Consider the following 18,996-nt stretch of genomic DNA (forward strand, 5'->3'; position numbering starts at 1 on the left):
TCAGGTATAAATATGAAAAAAATTAAGGTTTGTTATGTGATTTCGTCCCTAAGCAATCAGGGACCTCCTAATGTGTTATACAATATCGTTAAGTATATAGATTTTTCTCGTTTTGATGTTTTCATTATAACAATGGTAGAAGAACAAAAGATATCAAGAATTGAGGATTTTAAGGCTTTACCTATAAAGGTTATTCAAATGTCTCCAAATAAGACTCTTCTTCCATTGGCTATGTATAGAACCTTGAAAAAAAACGTGGAGTTGATTGATCCAGATATATTGCATACACACTGCCCCCGCTCTATGTTTCTTGTTCCTTTTTTACCTAAGAAATATAAGAAAATGGAGACTGTGCATATTTATCCGGGCATACAGCAAAAGGTGATGTACGGCAATATAAAGGGTCAATTTGTAATATGGTTAAGTCATTTTTTTACAAAGAGGATGGATTTGCCTATTGCTTGTTCGGAAAGTGTAGCACAAAGTTATTGGGATGAACAACACTATAAGATGAAGGCCATTCCAAATGGCTCTTCATTATCATTATGGAAATATGACAAAGAGCAAAAAGCAAAGCTAAGAAAAGAGTTGGGATTAAAAGATGATGTGAAGTATTTTATTTTTATTGGGCGTTTTTCACAAGAAAAGAATCCAGATATGATAATACGTGCTTTTGAAGAACTAAAAGATGATAGAATCGGTCTTCTCTTGCTTGGTAATGGAGAACTATACGATGAACTGAAAAAGCATGAAACCGAAAATCTAAAAATGCCTGGATTTAAATCGAATATATATGATTATTTAAAAGCATCAGACTATTATATATCAGCTTCGGATGTAGAAGGGTTGGCTAATACGTTATTGGAAAGTATGACAGTTGGATTACCTTGTGTACTTTCTGATATCCCATCTCACAAAGAGGTTTTAAGTAAGGCAAAACAAACAATTGGATATACGTTCAATAACAAAGATATGAATGGATTAAAAAATGCTATTCATGATATATTGAAAATTGATGAGAATTGTACTAGGATTTACATTCAATCTCTTTTTGATAAATATTACACAGCGCAAAAAATGTCGGAATCTTATCAGAAAGCCTATATTGATTTGGTAAATAATCTATGATATTATTATTGAAAGATTATGATTACAGTATCTATCGTTGCCTATAAAACAAGTATTGAAGAAATGAGTAAATGCTTGCAGTCATTAACCTCTCCACTTGTTTCTACTATTTATATTGTTGATAATTCCAATCAAAAGTATATTGCGAATTTCTGTATGCAATATTCTAATGTTGTGTATATTGGCAGTGAGAATGTAGGTTATGGAGCAGGGCATAATAAGGCTTTGCGACAAGTTCTTCGAACTCAAGAGAAATACCATTTGGTTCTCAATTCAGATGTATATTTTGAGGCATCAGTATTAGATCATTTGGTAGGGTATATGGAGACAAACCCAGATGTAGCACAAGTACAACCGAATATTGTTTATCCCAACGGGGAAATGCAATATACGTGTAGGCTATTACCTACGCCGGCTAATCTTATTTTTCGTAGGTTTCTGCCTAAGAAGATGGTAGAGAAAATGAATTATCGTTATACGCTTCAGTTTAATGACCATAAGAAAGAAATGAACATTCCTTATCATCAAGGTAGTTTTATGTTTTTTAGATTGGAATGTTTTGAAAAAGTGGGGTTGTTTGACGAAAGATTTTTTATGTATCCGGAGGATATTGATATTACTCGAAGAATGCATAAATATTATCGTACCATGTTTATACCTGATGAGACAATTGTGCATGCACATCAGGCTGCTTCTTATAAAAGCAGGAAAATGCTTAAAATACATATAACAAACATGATTAAGTATTTTAATAAATGGGGATGGATATATGATAAAGAGCGCAGTGTTTGGAACAAACAGTTATTGAAAGAATTGGGGTATAAGAAATAAACTTTTCCATATATAAATTATGAACTACATTATTACGGGTGGTACTGGTTTCATCGGTACTCACTTGACCAATTTAATTAAAACACTTCATCCACAAGCTAAAGTCTATAATCTTGATATTGTGAAGCCGGGTACTCCCTTGCCTACAGTAAAGGATTATAAACCTGCATTGTGTGAAGGACAGTTTTTGCAATCGGAATTTATTTACTGTGATGTGCGAAAACCAATAGAAGTGCCATTTGAGGTGACTTCAGAGGATGTAATTTTCAACTTTGCAGCCGTACATCGCACTCCTGGGCACCCTGACCGTGAGTATTTTGAAACAAATATTCGCGGTGCAGAGAATGTTTGTGCATTTGCCGAGAAATATAATATAAGAAAAATCGTATTTACATCGTCAATTGCCCCTTACGGAGCAGCTGAAACGTTGAAGGAGGAAACTACATTACCTACTCCAAACACTCCTTATGGTATATCTAAATTAGTGGCTGAAAAGGTTCATATTGCTTGGCAGGCCAAGAAACAGGCAGAACGTCAATTGACAATTGTACGTCCGGGTGTAGTATTTGGGAAAGGGGAGAATGGAAACTTTACCCGTCTATATTGGGGGATCAAAATGCACACTTTTGCTTATCCCGGGCGCAAAGATACCATCAAGGCTTGTATTTATGTGAAAGAACTAGTACGTTTCATGTTATATCGTTTGGAGCATCATGAGGAGGGTGTAGAATTGTATAACTGTACTTTTGAGCCTGCCTACACCATACAGCAAATAGTAGACACAATTAAGAAGGTGACAGGTCTGAACCAAGTGGTTCCGTATATACCAAATTCTTTGATTATGCCTGTTGCTTATTGTGCAAAGATGATGGGGAGTCCTATGGGGGTATGTCCGGCGCGTGTAAAGAAGTTACAGATATCCACAAATATTTGTGGAAAGAAACTAGCTGCATCGGGTTATAAATTTCATTATACTTTCGAAGAAGCGATTGCTGACTGGTATAAAGATAATGATAATCTTTATCTGAAATAAAAAATATTGGCTCTTTAATAGATTAGTGTATGCAGGAAGTCCAACGTTTTAACAAAGTCCTAAAATCTTTGGTCCTTTTGGGGGATCTTATTTTGCTGAACCTGCTTTTATGGGGATTTAATTTGTTACTGGGTACCCGTTTCTGGTGTGTGCATTGCGGTTCTATCTTTCAGGGCATGACTCTTATCACTCTGTGCTATTTACTTTGTAACATGCATTCAGGTGTTATTCTTCATCGTCCTGTGGTACGTCCCGAACAGATAATGATCCGTGTCTTACGTAACATGGTTCCTTTTGTCTTTTTTTCGGTTTGTACGTTACTTGTTTTTCATTTCCATTTTTCCCATTCCCGATATTTCGGACTGTTTTATGTTGCTTTAATAATTGTTATTGTCAGCTATCGTTTAATTTCCCGTCACTGTTTGGAGCTTTATCGGAAAAAGGGAGGAAATGTCCGCAAGGTAGTATTAGTTGGAAGCCATGAGAATATGCAAGAACTTTATCATGCGATGACGGATGATCCTACGTCTGGTTATCGTGTACTGGGTTATTTCGAGGATTTTCCTTCGGACCGATATCCACAAGATGTTTTATATTTAGGGCAGCCAAATGAAGTAACTGATTTTTTAGAAAAACATGCGGGAGAGGTCGATCAGCTTTATTGTAGTCTTCCTTCTGTACGAAGTGCGGAGATTGTCCCTATCATTAATTACTGTGAAAATCATTTGGTCCGTTTCTTTAGTGTTCCAAATGTCCGTAATTATTTGAAACGTAGGATGCATTTTGAATTATTGGGGAATGTTCCTGTACTTTCCATTCGTTGTGAGCCATTGGAATCACTGGAGAACCGTATTATCAAGCGTGCTTTTGATGTTGTTTGTTCAGGGTTATTTCTTATTACGGTTTTTCCATTCGTTTATATATTCTTTGGAATTGCGATCAAGTTAAGTTCTCCCGGTCCTGTTTTTTTCAAACAAAAACGCAGTGGTGAGGATGGTCGTGAATTCTGGTGTTACAAGTTTCGTTCAATGAAGGTTAATGCGCAATGTGACACTCTTCAGGCTACGGAAAATGATCCTCGTAAAACACGTATCGGAGAGATAATGAGAAAGACGAGTGTGGACGAATTGCCTCAATTTATCAATGTATTGAAAGGAGATATGTCTATTGTAGGTCCTCGTCCTCACATGTTAAAACATACAGAGGAATATTCTAATCTGATAAACAAGTTTATGGTTCGTCACTTCGTTAAACCTGGAATAACTGGCTGGGCTCAAGTGACGGGCTTTCGCGGTGAGACGAAAGAGCTCTGGCAGATGGAGGGACGTGTGCAACGTGATATCTGGTATATAGAGCATTGGACTTTTTTATTGGACTTATATATTATGTATAAGACGGTGTATAATGCTATACATGGAGAAAAAGAAGCATATTAAAAAATAAAACTTAAGAATTAAAGGGCGTTTAATTATGAATTTAAGAATTATGATGAGAAGACTAAACAAAAGAAATTTGTGGCTACTATTGTTGCCATTCCTATTGGCTGGCTGTCAGTCTTATAAAAAGGTTCCCTATTTCCAGAATGTGGAAGTTGTGAACGAGGTAGAACAACAGGAAAAATTGTATGATGCCAAGATCATGCCCAAGGATTTGTTGACTATTGTGGTATCGTGTACTAATCCTGAACTTGCGATACCTTTTAACCTGACGGTTGCCAGCAATGCCGGAATAGCTGTGAGTACTTCGTCTTATGTGACTACTCAACCTGTATTACAGCCTTATTTGGTAGATAATGAAGGAAACATAAATTTTCCGGTGTTAGGAGAATTGAAGTTAGGAGGCTTAACGAAAAGGGAAGCAGAACAGCTGATTATAGATAAATTGAAGCCTTACATGAAGGAGACTCCCATTGTAACGGTCCGTATGGTAAATTATAAAATATCTGTTATCGGTGAGGTTACCCGTCCCGGAACTTTTACTATCTCTAATGAGAAAGTGAATTTGTTGGAGGCATTGGCTATGGCTGGTGATATGACGGTATACGGTCTTCGTGATAATGTAAAGTTGATTCGTGAAGATGCAAACGGCAAACAGCAAATTGTAACCTTGGATTTGAACAAGGCCGAAACCATTCTTTCACCTTACTATTGGTTACAACAGAATGATATTATCTACGTAACTCCTAATAAGGCAAAAGCTCGAAATTCAGATGTAGGTAACAGTACCAGTCTCTGGTTCTCAGCCACCTCTATCTTGGTATCCATTGTCAGCCTATTAGTAAATATTTTAAAATAATGATTTGCAATGAAAGAAACAGATTTCAACGAAGCACAAGAATCTAAGGAAGAAAATATAGACGTCAAGGAACTCTTGTTTAAATATTTGATCCACTGGCCTTGGTTTGTGGGGGCGGTTGTGGCGTGTTTGATTGCGGCATGGGTCTATTTGCATGTATCCACTCCCGTATATAATATTTCCGCTACGGTTTTAATAAAAGATGATAAGAAAGGGGGGAGTGCAGGAATGCTTTCCGGGTTGGAGAGTCTGGGATTGGATGGTATGATCTCTTCTTCGCAGAATATTGACAACGAGATTGAAGTTCTCCGTTCAAAGACTATCGTCAAAGAGGTGGTTGAAGATTTGGGTCTTTATATTTCTTATACAGATGAGGATGAATTCCCCTCCAGGAACATGTATAAGACTTCACCTGTACAAGTGAGTCTGACTCCGCAGGAGGCTGATTTGTTGGAGGAGCCGATGATTGTGAAAATGGCATTACAACCACAAGGAAGTATGGATGTGACTGTGAAGATTGACGATGATGAATATCAGAAACATTTTGAGAAATTGCCGGCGGTTTTTCCTACCGATAAAGGGACATTGGCTTTTTTCCTGACGCCGGACTCGGTATTATCTTCTAAAAGAACATCGGAAGAAACTACAGCTTCGGAAAAGACTACACGCAATATAACAGCAACAATTAATAAGCCTTTGGCTGTAGCGAAATGGTGTTGCAAGAATATGACTATAGAACCCACTTCCAAAACTACTTCTGTAGCTGTCATATCGTTGAAAAACTCAAATGTGCAGCGAGGCAAAGATTTTATCAATAAACTATTGGAGATGTATAATATCAATACGAATAATGATAAGAATGAAGTGGCACAGAAAACTGCAGAATTTATCAATGAACGTATTGGAATTATTTCAAAAGAACTCGGTAGCACGGAAAAGGATTTGGAGAGTTTTAAACGTGGGGCAGGTATTACGGATTTGACCAGTGATGCTCAGATCGCTTTAACTGGTAGTGCTGAATATGAAAAGAAGCGTGTAGAGAATCAAACCCAGATTAATTTGCTGCAGGATTTGCAGAAATATATGCAGAATGAAGGTTATGAGGTGCTGCCTAGTAATATAGGATTGCAGGATCTGAATCTTGCGGCTGCCATCAATCGTTATAATGAAGTGCTTGTTGAGAGGAAACGTTTGTTACGTACATCAACGGAGAATAATCCTACCATTATAAATTTGGATACCAGCATCAGCGCAATGAAAGAGAATGTACAAGTCTCTTTAGACAGGGTTTTGCGTGGATTATTTATCACAAAGGCAGATTTGGATCGTGAAGCGAGCCGTTATTCCCGTCGCATTAGTGAAGCACCAGGGCAGGAGCGTGAGTTTGTGAGTATTGCACGTCAGCAAGAGATAAAGGCTGGGCTTTATCTGATGTTACTTCAGAAGCGTGAGGAGAATGCTATAACTTTGGCTGCTACTGCCAACAATGCAAAGATTATAGATGACGCTATAGCGGATGATGATCCTGTATCTCCTAAACGTAAGGTAATTTACCTGATCGCTTTAGTGTTAGGAGTCGGAATTCCGGTGGGAGTTATTTATTTGCTTGAATTAACCAAATTCAAGATTGAGGGACGTTCTGATGTAGAAAAACTCACTAATGTACCTATTGTCGGTGATATTCCATTGACAGATGAAAAGCAGGGAGCTATTGCTGTGTTTGAGAATCAAAACAACCTGATGAGCGAAACCTTCCGTAATATCCGAACGAATCTTCAATTTATGCTTGAAAATGATAAGAAAGTGATTTTAGTTACTTCTACAGTTAGTGGTGAAGGTAAATCTTTCATTTCTGCTAATCTTGCTATCAGTCTTTCTTTATTAGGCAAAAAGGTTATTATTGTCGGTTTGGATATTCGTAAACCGGGTTTGAATAAGGTATTTAATATTCCAAGAAAAGAAGTGGGTATAACTCAATATTTGGCCAATCCGGAAAAGAATTTGATGGATTTGGTACAACCCTCTGATGTTAGCAAGAATTTGTATATTCTTCCTGGTGGAACAGTTCCTCCTAACCCGACCGAATTGTTGGCACGTGATGGATTGGATAAAGCAATTGAAACACTCAAGAAGAATTTTGATTATGTAATTTTAGATACAGCTCCTGTTGGTATGGTAACTGATACATTGCTGATAGGACGTGTGGCTGATTTATCTGTTTATGTTTGTCGTGCAGATTATACTCACAAGAATGAGTATACTTTGATCAATGAACTTGCTGAAAATAATAAATTACCTAAGCTGTGTACTGTAATTAATGGTTTGGATCTGAAGAGAAGAAAGTACGGTTATTATTACGGTTATGGCAAATATGGCAAGTATTACGGTTATGGTAAACGATACGGTTACGGTTATGGATATGGAGAACAAACTCACGACAAGGAATAGTAAATCCAACCAATATAATGGTCAATAAACTTCGATGCTGGATGCATAGATGAGATCCATTGATGACCTCTATTTTAAGTTAATAATGTCATAGAGTACTTATAATACTTTACACAAAAGTGAGATGGAATATGTAGGTCCCTAACTTCATGCTACACACATGAAGAACCCTACATTTTGTGGTCAGGAAATATACAGCGGTGTATTCCTGATCAACGCCCTCATGTCGGTGCAAATCCGATGTGATTTCTATTATATCAACTGTCTGTGAAGATCGTTGATATTTTTTTTGAAAACAGTGAATGGTGCGATGAATATTTTTTGTAGCTTTGTGAAAAATCGAATTGAAATGGAAAATTTACGAAGATACCCCATCGGAATACAGACTTTTTCGGAAATACGGAAAAGTAATTACCTTTATATTGATAAAACGGAATATGTGTATTGGATGGTACATTTCACTAAATACGTATTCTTGAGTCGTCCTCGTCGTTTTGGTAAGTCATTGTTGACTTCTACATTACATAGTTATTTCTCTGGTCAGAAAGAATTATTTCAAGGGTTGGCTATAGAAAAGCTGGAAAAGGAGTGGACGGAATATCCAGTGCTTCACTTTGATATGAGTACAGCCAAGCATGCAGACTGTGAACAGCTGTTGCAAGAGTTGAATATGAAGCTAATTCGTTATGAGGAGGTTTACGGAAAGATGGAGGGAGAGGTTAATCCAAATCAGCGTCTGGAAGGACTCATCAAGCGCGCTTACGAACAAACAGGGAAACAAGTGGTTGTGCTGATAGATGAATACGATGCTCCTCTGCTGGATGTAGTACACGAGGAAGAGAGGCTTGGCGTATTGCGTAACATCATGCGCAATTTCTACAGCCCTCTTAAAGCGTGTGATCCTTATTTGCGGTATGTGTTTTTGACCGGTATCACCAAATTCTCCCAACTTAGTATATTTAGTGAGTTGAACAATATCAAGAATATTAGCATGAATGAGTCTTATGCTGCCATTTGCGGTATTACAGAAAACGAGATACTTGCCCAAATGAAAGATGATGTAGACGCATTAGCCCAAAAACTGGAGGTTACTTCTGAAGAGGTATTGGCAAAACTGAAAGAAAACTACGACGGCTATCATTTCACTTATCCGTCTCCTGATATATATAATCCATTCAGTTTGCTTAACGCTTTTGCAGATGGTAAATTTAATTCTTATTGGTTTGGTAGTGGTACACCTACTTATTTGATAAAGATGCTGGATAAATTTGGTGTAGCGCCTTCCGAGATAGGGAGAAAAACTGCGGTTGCGGAGGATTTTGATGCACCTACAGAAAGGATGGTGAGCATTACTCCATTGTTATATCAAAGTGGCTATATCACGATAAAAGATTATGATAAGGAGTTGGATTTATATACATTGGATATTCCTAATAAGGAGGTAAGAATAGGTTTGATGAAAAGTCTTCTTCCTAATTATGTTGCTAGTAAAACACCGGAAACCAATACTATGGTAGCTTATCTTTCCCGTGATATTCGTAATGGTGATATGGATGCTGCTTTACGTCGTTTGCAAACGTTTCTGTCTACCATTCCTCAATGTGATAATACGAAATATGAGGGGCATTACCAACAGATGTTTTATATTATATTCAGTTTGTTGGGTTATTATGTAGATGTGGAGGTTCGTACTGCCAGTGGACGGGTGGATATGGTGCTTCGTACAAAGACTACGTTGTATGTGATGGAATTGAAACTGGACAAGAGTGCGGATAGGGCGATGGAGCAAATTGATCTGAAGAATTACCCCAAACGTTTTGCTTTGTGCGGATTGCCTATAGTAAAGGTGGCTGTCAGTTTTGATAGCGAACAGTGTACAATAGGGGAATGGAAAATTCTAAAAGTTTAATTATATTACTGATTAATAAATTGTTATATACTAGTATGAATATAAAGAGCTCCGCAAGGGGCTTTTTTCTTTTCTATCCGGAATAAAAGCTTCACCTTTGCAGTGTTGATCAACAAAACGTGAATAAATAACTTGAATTTAAATCTTTAAAAAAACGTAGTATGAGTGTAATTTACAAAGTCATTACGCGCCCAACAGATCCGCGTGTTCCCAATTCTCCCAAGAGATATTATCCGCATCTGATCACTTTAGGTCAGTCTGTCAATCTGAAATATATTGCACAGAAAATGCAGGATCGTTCTTCGTTGTCTGTCGGTGATATCAAGAGTGTGATCCAAAATTTTGTGGAAAAGATGAAGGAGCAGCTGCTGGAAGGTAAGTCTGTGAATATTGAAGGTCTGGGCGTCTTTATGTTGACTGCCCGTTCGAAAGGTGCCGAACTGGCGAAGGATATTAATGCAAAAAGTGTAGAGAGCGTTCGTATTTTTTTTCAGGCGAATAAAGAGCTGCGCGTTACAAAGACTGCCACCCGTGCAGATGAGAAGTTGGATTTGATTAGCTTGGATGAATATCTGAAGAAGCTTAATATGACTATTTCTCCTAATGATCCTGAAAAACCGGATGATGGCGGAGAAGAAGGTGGAGGAAATGAAGGTGGCGGTAGCGGAGAAGCACCGGATCCTGCCGCATAATGAATTGTCAATTAACGATTGATGGTTAGGGTGTTTATTTAGTGTTTAATAAAAAAGAAAAATGTCTATGAAAAAAACGTGGAGTATTATTTTGAAAGTGATTATTGCTGTTGCTGGTGCAATTGCCGGAGTGGTCGGTGTACAGGCAGCAAACTTGTAATTGATTATCTTATAAATAGGTATATTTATGAATGAATAACAGGCGGGAAAAATCCCGCCTGTTTGTGTTTTAGATATAATTAGAGAATTATACTTCCTCGCATACTCTCATTTCCATTCCTTTATACACTACTACAATCTTATGCAACTGTGTGGTGCCAATTGCATTTTTCACTGTATCAGTATCAGCATAACGGTTTGTCTGGGCGATACCTTCCAATCGTAATTCTTCCACACGATTCTCTGAATCTTTGTATTTGGCATATTTCAACTCGATTATGTAGCTGTGTTTCATGTCGGGATAAATATCCAATAATGGAGATAGGAAGATGTCGGCATATCCCTCTTGTGTGTCTGCCTCCGAAATGGGACGGTAGAATCGGTTTTGTGCAGTCATGGCTAATGTGAAACCATGCACGAAAAATTCTCCCTTTTGTTTGTCACGCTGGGAGGCATAACTCTTCAGGCAATCGGCTATATAATCAAAATATGCTTTCCATGTACCTCGATAAGCGAGTGAACTGGATAATTCATTTTTTTCATAATTACTGAAGCTTAAGTTGGCTTCATTGTAAGTGTTCAATAGATAGGTGTAAAGCTGTTCGCGGACTACTTGATTAGGAATGGTGAGTTTGCACTTTCCTTCATGTGTACCATTAATAGTAAGCATACCAAAATAATAGAGTAGGCTGATGAAGTTGTCTGGATCAATAATACTGGCGGCTGGAAATCCTTTCTTCACTTCTCCAGTGATGTAGCCTTGGCTTATTAAGGTCTGTATGATGGAAGCATCGTGCGCAAACTCTTTATCTTTGCGGATGAGCATACGCAATTTCTCGTAGTCGATACGGATGTTGTCTTCTACCATGTCCTTCGGTACTTCACCGTATCGGATGTAGTTTTTGACGAAATAAAGCACCATGTTAGAATTGTACATAGTGGTTTGACCATAACATTCTTGTGCAAAGCAGTAATTATCATACCACGGTTTCATAATTTCTATCAATTCATCGATGGTATGGTTGAAATGCCCTGTATTAGAATAATAAGTTAACATTTCGCGAACTTCACTTTCTGTGAATCCCATCATTTCATTGAATTCTGATGAAAGGGAGTAATTAGTGCCGATATTGAAGCCGCTGGTCAAGTCATCCATTGTTACGGGACTGACACCTGTGATGAAACAACGTTTGATGCTGGAGTCGGTACCGGATTTTATTTTATTGAAGAAGGCACGTAAATAACCTTCTTTGTGTGTCTCATCAGTGTAACGGTTCATGCTGTCGACATCAGAGAGTATTGTATTGGTGAAATGGTCATATTCATCAATGAAGAGATAAATCTTTTGATTTACACGAGCGCATTCCGTAAACAGATATTCGAATTGGCTGACTGCCCCGTCTTTTTCGTTCATTTTTTCTTTGATTCCTTCGGGTAAATAGTCGGCATAAACATCGCAGAAATAGTCAAATACGATTTTGCAATGTTCGTCTAGACCTTTGCGGTAGCTGTGTAAATCTCCACTGATTCCTGAGAAATTTAATTTTATTACTAGATAGCTATTACGGTCTTTCGTAGGGTGCTTTCCGATATAAAGGTCGCCAAATAAAGCGTCAAACTTATCTTTGGTACGTATGTCATAATAATGTTGAAGCATATTCAAGGTCAGACTTTTTCCGAATCGACGCGGACGGATAAAAAAGAAGAAACGATCCGACTGCTCTATCAAAGGGATGAAAGCGGTTTTATCCACGTAATAATAATTGTCCAAACGAATGTCCTCGAAGTTCATCATACCATAAGGTAACAACTTCCTGTCTGATAATACATATTCCATAATTTATACCTTTTATATGAATATACTTTGAATAAGTGTAGACAAAGATACTTCCTTTCCGCTACTTTCCCAAACAAACGTTCTTTCTTTTTGGTTTCGTACTATTTGTTATGAGTGCCGCTCCATATTTTAACAAAATAGAAATTATAATCAAACTCGTTGGCTGAATAGCGGATTTTATCTACCTTTGTACCTTAATTAAATGCGTCATTTTAAGCAAGAAAAAACATGATTCGAAAAATAATAAAGGCTCTTTGGATATTTCTGGCAGTCATTGTGTTGGCTATTGTTGTCATCTTTGTCTCTATCTCAAAGGGTTGGATTGGCTATATGCCTCCTGTAGAGGAACTTGAGAATCCGAGCTATAAATTTGCAACGGAGATTTTCTCTGAAGATGAAAAAGTGCTTGGTACGTGGTCTTACAGTAAGGAAAACCGGGTGTACACAGCTTACAAGGATTTGTCGCCTAGTATTATCAATGCTCTTATTGCAACGGAAGATGTTCGTTTTGTCGAACATTCAGGAATTGATGCCAAGGCATTGTTTCGTGCGTTTGTAAAACGTGGTTTGATGTTTCAGAAAAATGCAGGTGGAGGTAGTACCTTGTCGCAACAGCTTGCCAAACAGTTGTTTACAGAGAATGTGGCGAGAAATACACTGCAACGTCTTTTCCAGAAACCGATTGAATGGGTGATTGCGGTGAAGCTTGAACGTTACTACACCAAAGAGGAAATATTGAGTATGTATCTCAATAAATTTGATTTCCTGAATAATGCGGTTGGTATTAAAACTGCTGCGCATACCTATTTCGGCTGCGAACCGAAGGATTTGAAGATTGAAGAAGCGGCTACGCTGGTTGGTATGTGTAAGAATCCGTCGCTTTACAATCCGGTTCGTTTCAACGAACGTTCGCGTGGCCGTCGTAATGTAGTGCTTGAGCAGATGCGTAAAGCTGGTTATATCACAGATGCAGAATGTGATTCTTTGCAGGCTCTTCCGCTGAAACTAAAATATAACCGCGTTGACCACAAAGAGGGATTGGCTACCTATTTCCGCGAATATCTCCGTGGTGTGATGACAGCACCGAAACCGGTAAAAAGTGATTATCGTGGTTGGCAAATGCAGAAATTCTACGAAGATTCTATTGCGTGGGAAACTAACCCGTTGTATGGCTGGTGTGCAAAAAATAAAAAGAAAGACGGTACGAATTATAACATCTATACAGATGGATTGAAGATTTATACAACGATCAATTCACGTATGCAACAATATGCAGAGGATGCCGTAAAAGAACACTTGGGTGACTATTTGCAACCTGTATTCTTCAAAGAAAAAGAGGGAAGCAAAAATGCCCCGTATGCAAGATCACTACCGGAAAAACGAGTAGAAGAGTTGCTGACAAAAGCTATGAAGCAGACGGATCGTTATCGTCTTATGAAAGAGGCGGGAGCTTCGGAACAGCAGATTCGTAAAGCGTTCGATACCCCGGAAGAAATGACTGTCTTTTCCTGGAAGGGAGATAAAGATACAATTATGACACCGATGGATTCCATCCGTTACTACAAATCTTTCCTGCGGACAGGATTCATGTCGATGGATCCGGTAAGCGGACATGTGAAGGCTTATGTAGGCGGACCGAATTATGTATATTTCCAGTATGATATGGCAATGGTGGGACGTCGTCAGGTAGGTTCTACTATCAAACCGTATTTATACACATTAGCAATGGAAAATGGCTTTTCTCCTTGTGATCAGACACGCCACGTAGAGCAAACGTTGATTGATGAGAACGGAACTCCTTGGACGCCTCGTAATGCAAATAATAAACGTTATGGGGAAATGGTGACTCTGAAGTGGGGATTGGCTAATTCTGATAACTGGATTTCTGCTTATTTGATGGGCAAACTGAATCCGTATAATCTTGTACGTTTGATCCATAGTTTTGGGGTTCGTAATAAAGCAATTGACCCGGTGGTTTCGCTTTGTCTGGGACCTTGTGAAATTTCTGTCGGTGAGATGGTAAGTGCATATACAGCTTTTGCCAATAAAGGAATTCGTGTGGCTCCATTGTTTGTTACACGCATTGAAGATAGTGACGGTAATGTGCTTTCTACCTTTGCACCGCAAATGGAGGAGGTGATAAGTATTTCAAGTGCATATAAAATGCTGGTTATGTTGCGCGCCGTTATTAATGAAGGAACAGGTGGACGTGTTCGTCGTTATGGAATTACCGCTGATATGGGTGGAAAAACAGGTACGACCAATGATAACTCTGATGCTTGGTTTATGGGATTCACTCCTTCGCTGGTATCCGGTTGTTGGGTAGGTGGTGACGAACGTGACATCCATTTCGGTAAAATGACCTATGGACAGGGAGCTGCTGCTGCTTTGCCTATTTGGGCATTGTATATGAAGAAAGTGTATGATGACCCGACTTTGGGATATGACCAGCAGGAGAAATTTAAACTTCCTGAAGGATTTGATCCGTGTGCCGGTTCGGAAACTCCGGACGGAGAGGTGATAGAAGAGGGGGGATTGGACGATCTTTTTAACTAAGTCTGAAATAAGTATTAAGTATAAAGTATTAAGTATTAACCGTAGCGTTTGGGGCACTGAACTGTAGGTGTAATATCTCTAATATCTAATGTTTAATACTTAATACCTAATACTTAAATACTTATTTTTTAATGCATAGGTATATTGTTTGCATAGGGAGTAATTACAACAGGAAAGAGAATTTGACTTTTGCCAGACAGGAACTGACTGAATCGTTCTCTTCTATATGTTTTGCGCCCGAATTGGAAACTGAACCTTTATTTTTTAAGAATCCGGCCTTGTTTGCCAACCAAGTGGTTATGTTCTTTTCCGATAAAGATGAAGAGGTAGTGAGGAAAATGCTGAAAGATATAGAACAGAGGTCCGGACGTCGTCCGGAAGATAAAAAAGAGGAGAAAGTTTGTCTGGACATTGACATGCTTTTATATGATAACAAAATAGTAAAACCGGAGGATTGGCAAAGGGGATATATACAACAGTCATTATCTGCCTTCCATTCTTCATTATTTATTAAGTAGATGAAATTTCTTGGAATTATACCTGCCCGCTATGCATCCACTCGTTTTCCTGCAAAACCGTTGGCTATGTTGGGTGGAAAAACTGTTATACAACGTGTGTATGAGCAAGTGGCTGGCGTTTTGGATGACGCTTATGTAGCCACGGACGATGAGCGTATTGAAGCTGCTGTCAAGGCGTTCGGAGGTAAGGTTGTGATGACTTCTGTTCATCATAAAAGCGGTACGGACCGCTGTTATGAAGCCTGTACAAAGATTGGAGGTGACTTTGATGTCGTGGTCAATATACAAGGAGATGAACCTTTTATTCAGCCTTCACAATTGGATGCGGTAAAGGCTTGTTTCGAAGATGTAACCACGCAGATTGCCACGCTGGTGAAACCTTTTACTGCAGATGAACCGTTTGCTGTACTGGAAAACGTAAATTCACCGAAAGTGGTAGTCAATACGAACTGGAACGCGCTTTATTTTAGCCGATCCATTATTCCTTATCAGCGTAATGCCGAGAAACAGGACTGGCTGAAGGGACATACCTACTACAAGCATATCGGACTGTATGCCTATCGTACAGATGTGCTGAAGGAGATAACCATGCTTCCGCAGTCTTCTCTGGAACTGGCTGAATCTTTGGAGCAGCTCCGTTGGCTGGAGAACGGATATAAAATAAAGGTGGGCATTAGTGAAGTAGAAACCATCGGAATCGATACCCCGCAAGATTTGGAACGGGCAGAAGAGTTTTTGAAGAATAGAATCTAATCGTATGGATCGTAAAATACAACCTGAAATACAAACCCTGAAAAATTTTCGTATACTTCCTCCCGTCCGAATGACATTGCCAAATGGTATTCCATTGACTGTTATTAATGCGGGTGAACAGGAAGTAGTACGCATAGATGTGCTTTTCGCTGGAGCCCGTTGGCAGCAGTCGCAGAAACTGCAAGCCTTGTTTACAAACCGGATGTTGCGCGAAGGTACGACAAAATATACGGCTGCTACCATTGCCGAGAAACTGGATTACTACGGTTCGTGGCTCGAACTGTCCAGCTCGTCGGAGTATGCATACATCACTGTTTATTCGTTGAATAAGTATTTGGCGAAAACATTGGAAGTGGTAGAATCCATGATTAAAGAACCGCTTTTTCCGGAAAAAGAATTGCATACTATCCTCGATACCAATATCCAACAATATCTGGTCAATACTTCCAAAGTTGATTTCCTGGCACATCGTGGTCTGTTGAAGTCGCTTTATGGCGAACAGCATCCATGTGGTAAAATAGTGGTGGAGGAAGATTATCATGCTATCACTCCGGAAGTGCTTCGTGAATTTTATGAACGGTATTACCATTCGGGCAATTGCTCTATTTTCTTATCCGGCAAGGTGACGGAGGATATTATCAGCCGGGTGACGGATACATTCGGCACTTCTTTTGGTCAACATCAACAGCCGGCATCGAAATTAAGTTTTTCTTTTACTGCCGTTCCCGAAAAGAGGATTTTTATAGAACGTGAGGATGCCATGCAGAGTGCTGTAAAGATGGGATATACAACCATCACTCGTAACCATCCTGATTATCTGAAACTCCGGGTATTGATGACTTTATTCGGAGGCTATTTCGGCAGTCGTCTGATGTCTAATATCCGTGAAGAAAAGGGGTATACTTATGGCATTTCAGCAGGAATCATGTTTTATCCGGATAGCGGATTGCTGGCTATATCGACAGAAACGGATAATGAATATGTGGAACCGTTGATACAGGAAGTATATCATGAAATTGACCGTCTGCATCAGGAACCTGTGTCGATGGAAGAACTGACTATCGTACGCAACTATATGTTGGGCGAAATGTGCCGTAGTTATGAGTCTCCTTTCTCACTTTCGGATGCATGGATCTTTATTGCTACTTCCGGTCTGGATGATGACTACTTTTCACGTTCTCTGCTGGCTGTAAACGAGGTTACTCCTGCAGAAATACAAGATTTGGCACAACGCTATTTGTGCAAAGAGACATTAAAAGAGGTCATTGCAGGTAAAAAGTTGTCATAAATTGCTTTCCGAAAGTGGGCTGTTTGGGATAGAAATTGTATCTTTGTCCAAATTGTAATTCTAAAATGAGTAACGACTAAAACCAATGAGGAAATATCTATATACTACACTTTTATTGGCTCTCCTTGCACAAGAGGGAGTAATGGCACAAGAAAATGAAGGAAAGAAAGGCGGATTTTTCGGAAAAATTAAAGATACATTCTCCACTGAAATAAAGATTGGCAACTATACTTTTAAGGATGGCAGTGTCTATACGGGAGAAATGAAAGGCCGAAAACCGAACGGAAAAGGAAAAACGGTTTTTAAAAACGGTGATGTCTTTGAAGGTGAATATGTGAAAGGGAAACGTGAAGGATATGGAATTTATATGTTCCCTGACGGAGAAAAGTACGAAGGACAGTGGTTCCAGGACCAGCAGCACGGAAAAGGTATCTATTATTTTATGAATAACAACCGTTACGACGGTATGTGGTATCAGGATTATCAGCATGGTGAAGGAACTATGTATTATCATAACGGTGATTTGTATGTAGGTCATTGGGTGAATGATAAACGTGAAGGCGAAGGTACATATACTTGGGCAAACGGTGCCAAATATACCGGTCACTGGAAAAATGATAAGAAGAACGGCAAAGGTACCATGAACTGGGATGACGGCTCTAAATACGATGGAGACTGGAAGGATGATGTTCGTCACGGAAAAGGGGTCTTTGAATATACCAATGGAGATAAATATGATGGTGACTGGGCGGATGATATTCAACATGGAAAAGGTACTTATTACTTTCACACGGGCGACCGTTATGAGGGCTCGTATCTCTTAGGTGAGCGAACCGGTCCAGGAGTTTATTACCATGCTAACGGTGATAAATATGTAGGTAATTTCAAGAACGGCATGCAAGACGGAAAAGGTACTTTTACCTGGGCGAATGGTGCTGTGTATGAAGGAAGCTGGAAAAATAATAAACGTGATGGTAAAGGAGTTTATAAATGGAGCAATGGCGATGTTTATGACGGTGACTGGAAAGATAACCGTCCCAATGGACAAGGCACTCTGAAAACTGTTGCTGGTATGCAATATAAAGGTGGGTTCGTTGATGGATTGGAAGAGGGTCAAGGCGTACAAATCGACAAAGATGGTAATCGCTTCGATGGCTTTTTCAAACAAGGAAAGAAGGATGGTCCTTTTGTCGAAACAGATAAAGATGGAAAAGTGATTAAAAAAGGAACCTATAAATTCGGAAGACTCCAATAAAATGATGAATGAGGGATATTCCTAAAATAATAAAATTTAAGGCAACTAATTCATTGCGAGTTAGTTGCCTTTTTTGTATCTTTAAGCATTCCCCCCAAAAAACGGTTTGACGGCCAAAACGGGGGTAATTAAAAATAAAAACACATGGTAAAGATACAAAAAATCTCAGAAATCGAACCTTGTTTAGGTTTTACCGAGTTCGATATGCTTAAAAAATATCGTCAAAGTTTTGCGACGAGTGAATTAGGTCGCCTCCATTCTCTGTTCCCTTTCTCGGAACTGGCCCGACAAATG

15 protein-coding genes and 1 pseudogene are annotated in these 18,996 nt (G+C 39.0%); 15 read left to right on the forward strand and 1 reads right to left on the reverse strand.

Features of this window, described 5'->3' with window-relative positions; genetic code table 11:
* Window positions 1-12 precede the first annotated feature (12 nt).
* The 9 genes from HMPREF0106_RS16295 (at window position 13) to HMPREF0106_RS27035 (ending at window position 10,496) form a co-directional block, all read left to right on the forward strand.
* Complete coding sequence (locus tag HMPREF0106_RS16295; protein ID WP_009039555.1) at window positions 13-1,128, forward strand: glycosyltransferase; 1,116 nt, start codon at window positions 13-15, stop codon at window positions 1,126-1,128.
* Window positions 1,129-1,146: 18 nt separating this feature from the next.
* Window positions 1,147-1,959 (forward strand): glycosyltransferase, encoded by an 813-nt coding sequence (locus HMPREF0106_RS16290; protein WP_009039556.1) that lies wholly within the window; start codon window positions 1,147-1,149, stop codon window positions 1,957-1,959.
* Window positions 1,960-1,978: 19 nt separating this feature from the next.
* Window positions 1,979-2,992, forward strand: coding sequence for an NAD-dependent epimerase/dehydratase family protein (locus HMPREF0106_RS16285; protein ID WP_009039557.1), 1,014 nt, complete (start codon window positions 1,979-1,981; stop codon window positions 2,990-2,992).
* Window positions 2,993-3,021: 29 nt separating this feature from the next.
* Window positions 3,022-4,428 (forward strand): undecaprenyl-phosphate glucose phosphotransferase, encoded by a 1,407-nt coding sequence (locus HMPREF0106_RS16280; RefSeq protein WP_009039558.1) that lies wholly within the window; start codon window positions 3,022-3,024, stop codon window positions 4,426-4,428.
* A 34-nt stretch (window positions 4,429-4,462) separates the two neighbouring features.
* Window positions 4,463-5,287: a polysaccharide biosynthesis/export family protein gene (locus HMPREF0106_RS16275; RefSeq protein ID WP_032851193.1), complete on the forward strand. Its 825-nt coding sequence runs from the start codon at window positions 4,463-4,465 to the stop codon at window positions 5,285-5,287.
* Window positions 5,288-5,296: 9 nt separating this feature from the next.
* Window positions 5,297-7,735, forward strand: a complete 2,439-nt coding sequence (locus HMPREF0106_RS16270; RefSeq protein WP_009039560.1) for a GumC family protein — start codon at window positions 5,297-5,299, stop codon at window positions 7,733-7,735.
* Window positions 7,736-8,084: 349 nt separating this feature from the next.
* Entirely contained in the window at window positions 8,085-9,644 is a 1,560-nt protein-coding gene (locus tag HMPREF0106_RS16265) for an ATP-binding protein (protein ID WP_032851195.1), read from the forward strand.
* Between the two features lie 161 nt (window positions 9,645-9,805).
* Window positions 9,806-10,336: an HU family DNA-binding protein gene (locus HMPREF0106_RS16260; RefSeq protein WP_008022512.1), complete on the forward strand. Its 531-nt coding sequence runs from the start codon at window positions 9,806-9,808 to the stop codon at window positions 10,334-10,336.
* 67 nt (window positions 10,337-10,403) lie between these two features.
* A complete protein-coding gene (locus tag HMPREF0106_RS27035; protein WP_151433315.1) occupies window positions 10,404-10,496 on the forward strand; it encodes a smalltalk protein in 93 nt (30 codons plus the stop codon).
* An 87-nt stretch (window positions 10,497-10,583) separates the two neighbouring features.
* Here HMPREF0106_RS27035 and HMPREF0106_RS16255 read toward each other — a convergent pair whose 3' ends face one another.
* Window positions 10,584-12,332 carry an AAA family ATPase gene (locus HMPREF0106_RS16255; RefSeq protein WP_009039562.1) on the reverse strand — a complete coding sequence of 583 codons (1,749 nt, stop codon included), beginning with the start codon at window positions 12,330-12,332 and terminating at the stop codon, window positions 10,584-10,586.
* Window positions 12,333-12,560: 228 nt separating this feature from the next.
* Between HMPREF0106_RS16255 and HMPREF0106_RS16250 the strand changes: the two genes are divergently transcribed.
* From HMPREF0106_RS16250 to HMPREF0106_RS28240, 6 genes and pseudogenes are all read left to right on the forward strand, one after another.
* Window positions 12,561-14,888 (forward strand): transglycosylase domain-containing protein, encoded by a 2,328-nt coding sequence (locus tag HMPREF0106_RS16250; protein ID WP_009039563.1) that lies wholly within the window; start codon window positions 12,561-12,563, stop codon window positions 14,886-14,888.
* Window positions 14,889-15,019: 131 nt separating this feature from the next.
* Window positions 15,020-15,406 (forward strand): 2-amino-4-hydroxy-6-hydroxymethyldihydropteridine diphosphokinase, encoded by a 387-nt coding sequence (locus tag HMPREF0106_RS16245; protein ID WP_009039564.1) that lies wholly within the window; start codon window positions 15,020-15,022, stop codon window positions 15,404-15,406.
* Entirely contained in the window at window positions 15,407-16,159 is a 753-nt protein-coding gene (gene kdsB / locus HMPREF0106_RS16240; protein WP_008022505.1) for a 3-deoxy-manno-octulosonate cytidylyltransferase, read from the forward strand.
* Window positions 16,160-16,163: 4 nt separating this feature from the next.
* Entirely contained in the window at window positions 16,164-17,447 is a 1,284-nt protein-coding gene (locus HMPREF0106_RS16235) for a M16 family metallopeptidase (protein WP_008022503.1), read from the forward strand.
* A gap of 85 nt (window positions 17,448-17,532) precedes the next feature.
* Window positions 17,533-18,702: a phosphatidylinositol-4-phosphate 5-kinase gene (locus HMPREF0106_RS16230; RefSeq protein WP_008640042.1), complete on the forward strand. Its 1,170-nt coding sequence runs from the start codon at window positions 17,533-17,535 to the stop codon at window positions 18,700-18,702.
* A gap of 144 nt (window positions 18,703-18,846) precedes the next feature.
* A pseudogene (locus HMPREF0106_RS28240) lies at window positions 18,847-18,996 on the forward strand (DDE transposase); the annotation flags it as partial.

The organism is Bacteroides sp. D22, from assembly GCF_000163675.1.
Taxonomy (GTDB): Bacteria; Bacteroidota; Bacteroidia; order Bacteroidales; family Bacteroidaceae; genus Bacteroides; species Bacteroides xylanisolvens.

Coding starts and splice junctions, on each gene's coding strand:
- HMPREF0106_RS16280 (WP_009039558.1), top strand. CDS start 3,022: ATGCAGGAAGTCCAACGTTTTAACAAAGTCCTAAAATCTTTGGTCCTT.
- HMPREF0106_RS16295 (WP_009039555.1), top strand. CDS start 13: ATGAAAAAAATTAAGGTTTGTTATGTGATTTCGTCCCTAAGCAATCAG.
- HMPREF0106_RS16250 (WP_009039563.1), top strand. CDS start 12,561: ATGATTCGAAAAATAATAAAGGCTCTTTGGATATTTCTGGCAGTCATT.
- HMPREF0106_RS16290 (WP_009039556.1), top strand. CDS start 1,147: ATGATTACAGTATCTATCGTTGCCTATAAAACAAGTATTGAAGAAATG.
- HMPREF0106_RS16270 (WP_009039560.1), top strand. CDS start 5,297: ATGAAAGAAACAGATTTCAACGAAGCACAAGAATCTAAGGAAGAAAAT.
- HMPREF0106_RS16230 (WP_008640042.1), top strand. CDS start 17,533: ATGAGGAAATATCTATATACTACACTTTTATTGGCTCTCCTTGCACAA.
- kdsB (WP_008022505.1), top strand. CDS start 15,407: ATGAAATTTCTTGGAATTATACCTGCCCGCTATGCATCCACTCGTTTT.
- HMPREF0106_RS16265 (WP_032851195.1), top strand. CDS start 8,085: ATGGAAAATTTACGAAGATACCCCATCGGAATACAGACTTTTTCGGAA.
- HMPREF0106_RS16255 (WP_009039562.1), bottom strand. CDS start 12,332: ATGGAATATGTATTATCAGACAGGAAGTTGTTACCTTATGGTATGATG.
- HMPREF0106_RS16260 (WP_008022512.1), top strand. CDS start 9,806: ATGAGTGTAATTTACAAAGTCATTACGCGCCCAACAGATCCGCGTGTT.
- HMPREF0106_RS16235 (WP_008022503.1), top strand. CDS start 16,164: ATGGATCGTAAAATACAACCTGAAATACAAACCCTGAAAAATTTTCGT.
- HMPREF0106_RS16285 (WP_009039557.1), top strand. CDS start 1,979: ATGAACTACATTATTACGGGTGGTACTGGTTTCATCGGTACTCACTTG.
- HMPREF0106_RS16275 (WP_032851193.1), top strand. CDS start 4,463: ATGAATTTAAGAATTATGATGAGAAGACTAAACAAAAGAAATTTGTGG.
- HMPREF0106_RS27035 (WP_151433315.1), top strand. CDS start 10,404: ATGAAAAAAACGTGGAGTATTATTTTGAAAGTGATTATTGCTGTTGCT.
- HMPREF0106_RS16245 (WP_009039564.1), top strand. CDS start 15,020: ATGCATAGGTATATTGTTTGCATAGGGAGTAATTACAACAGGAAAGAG.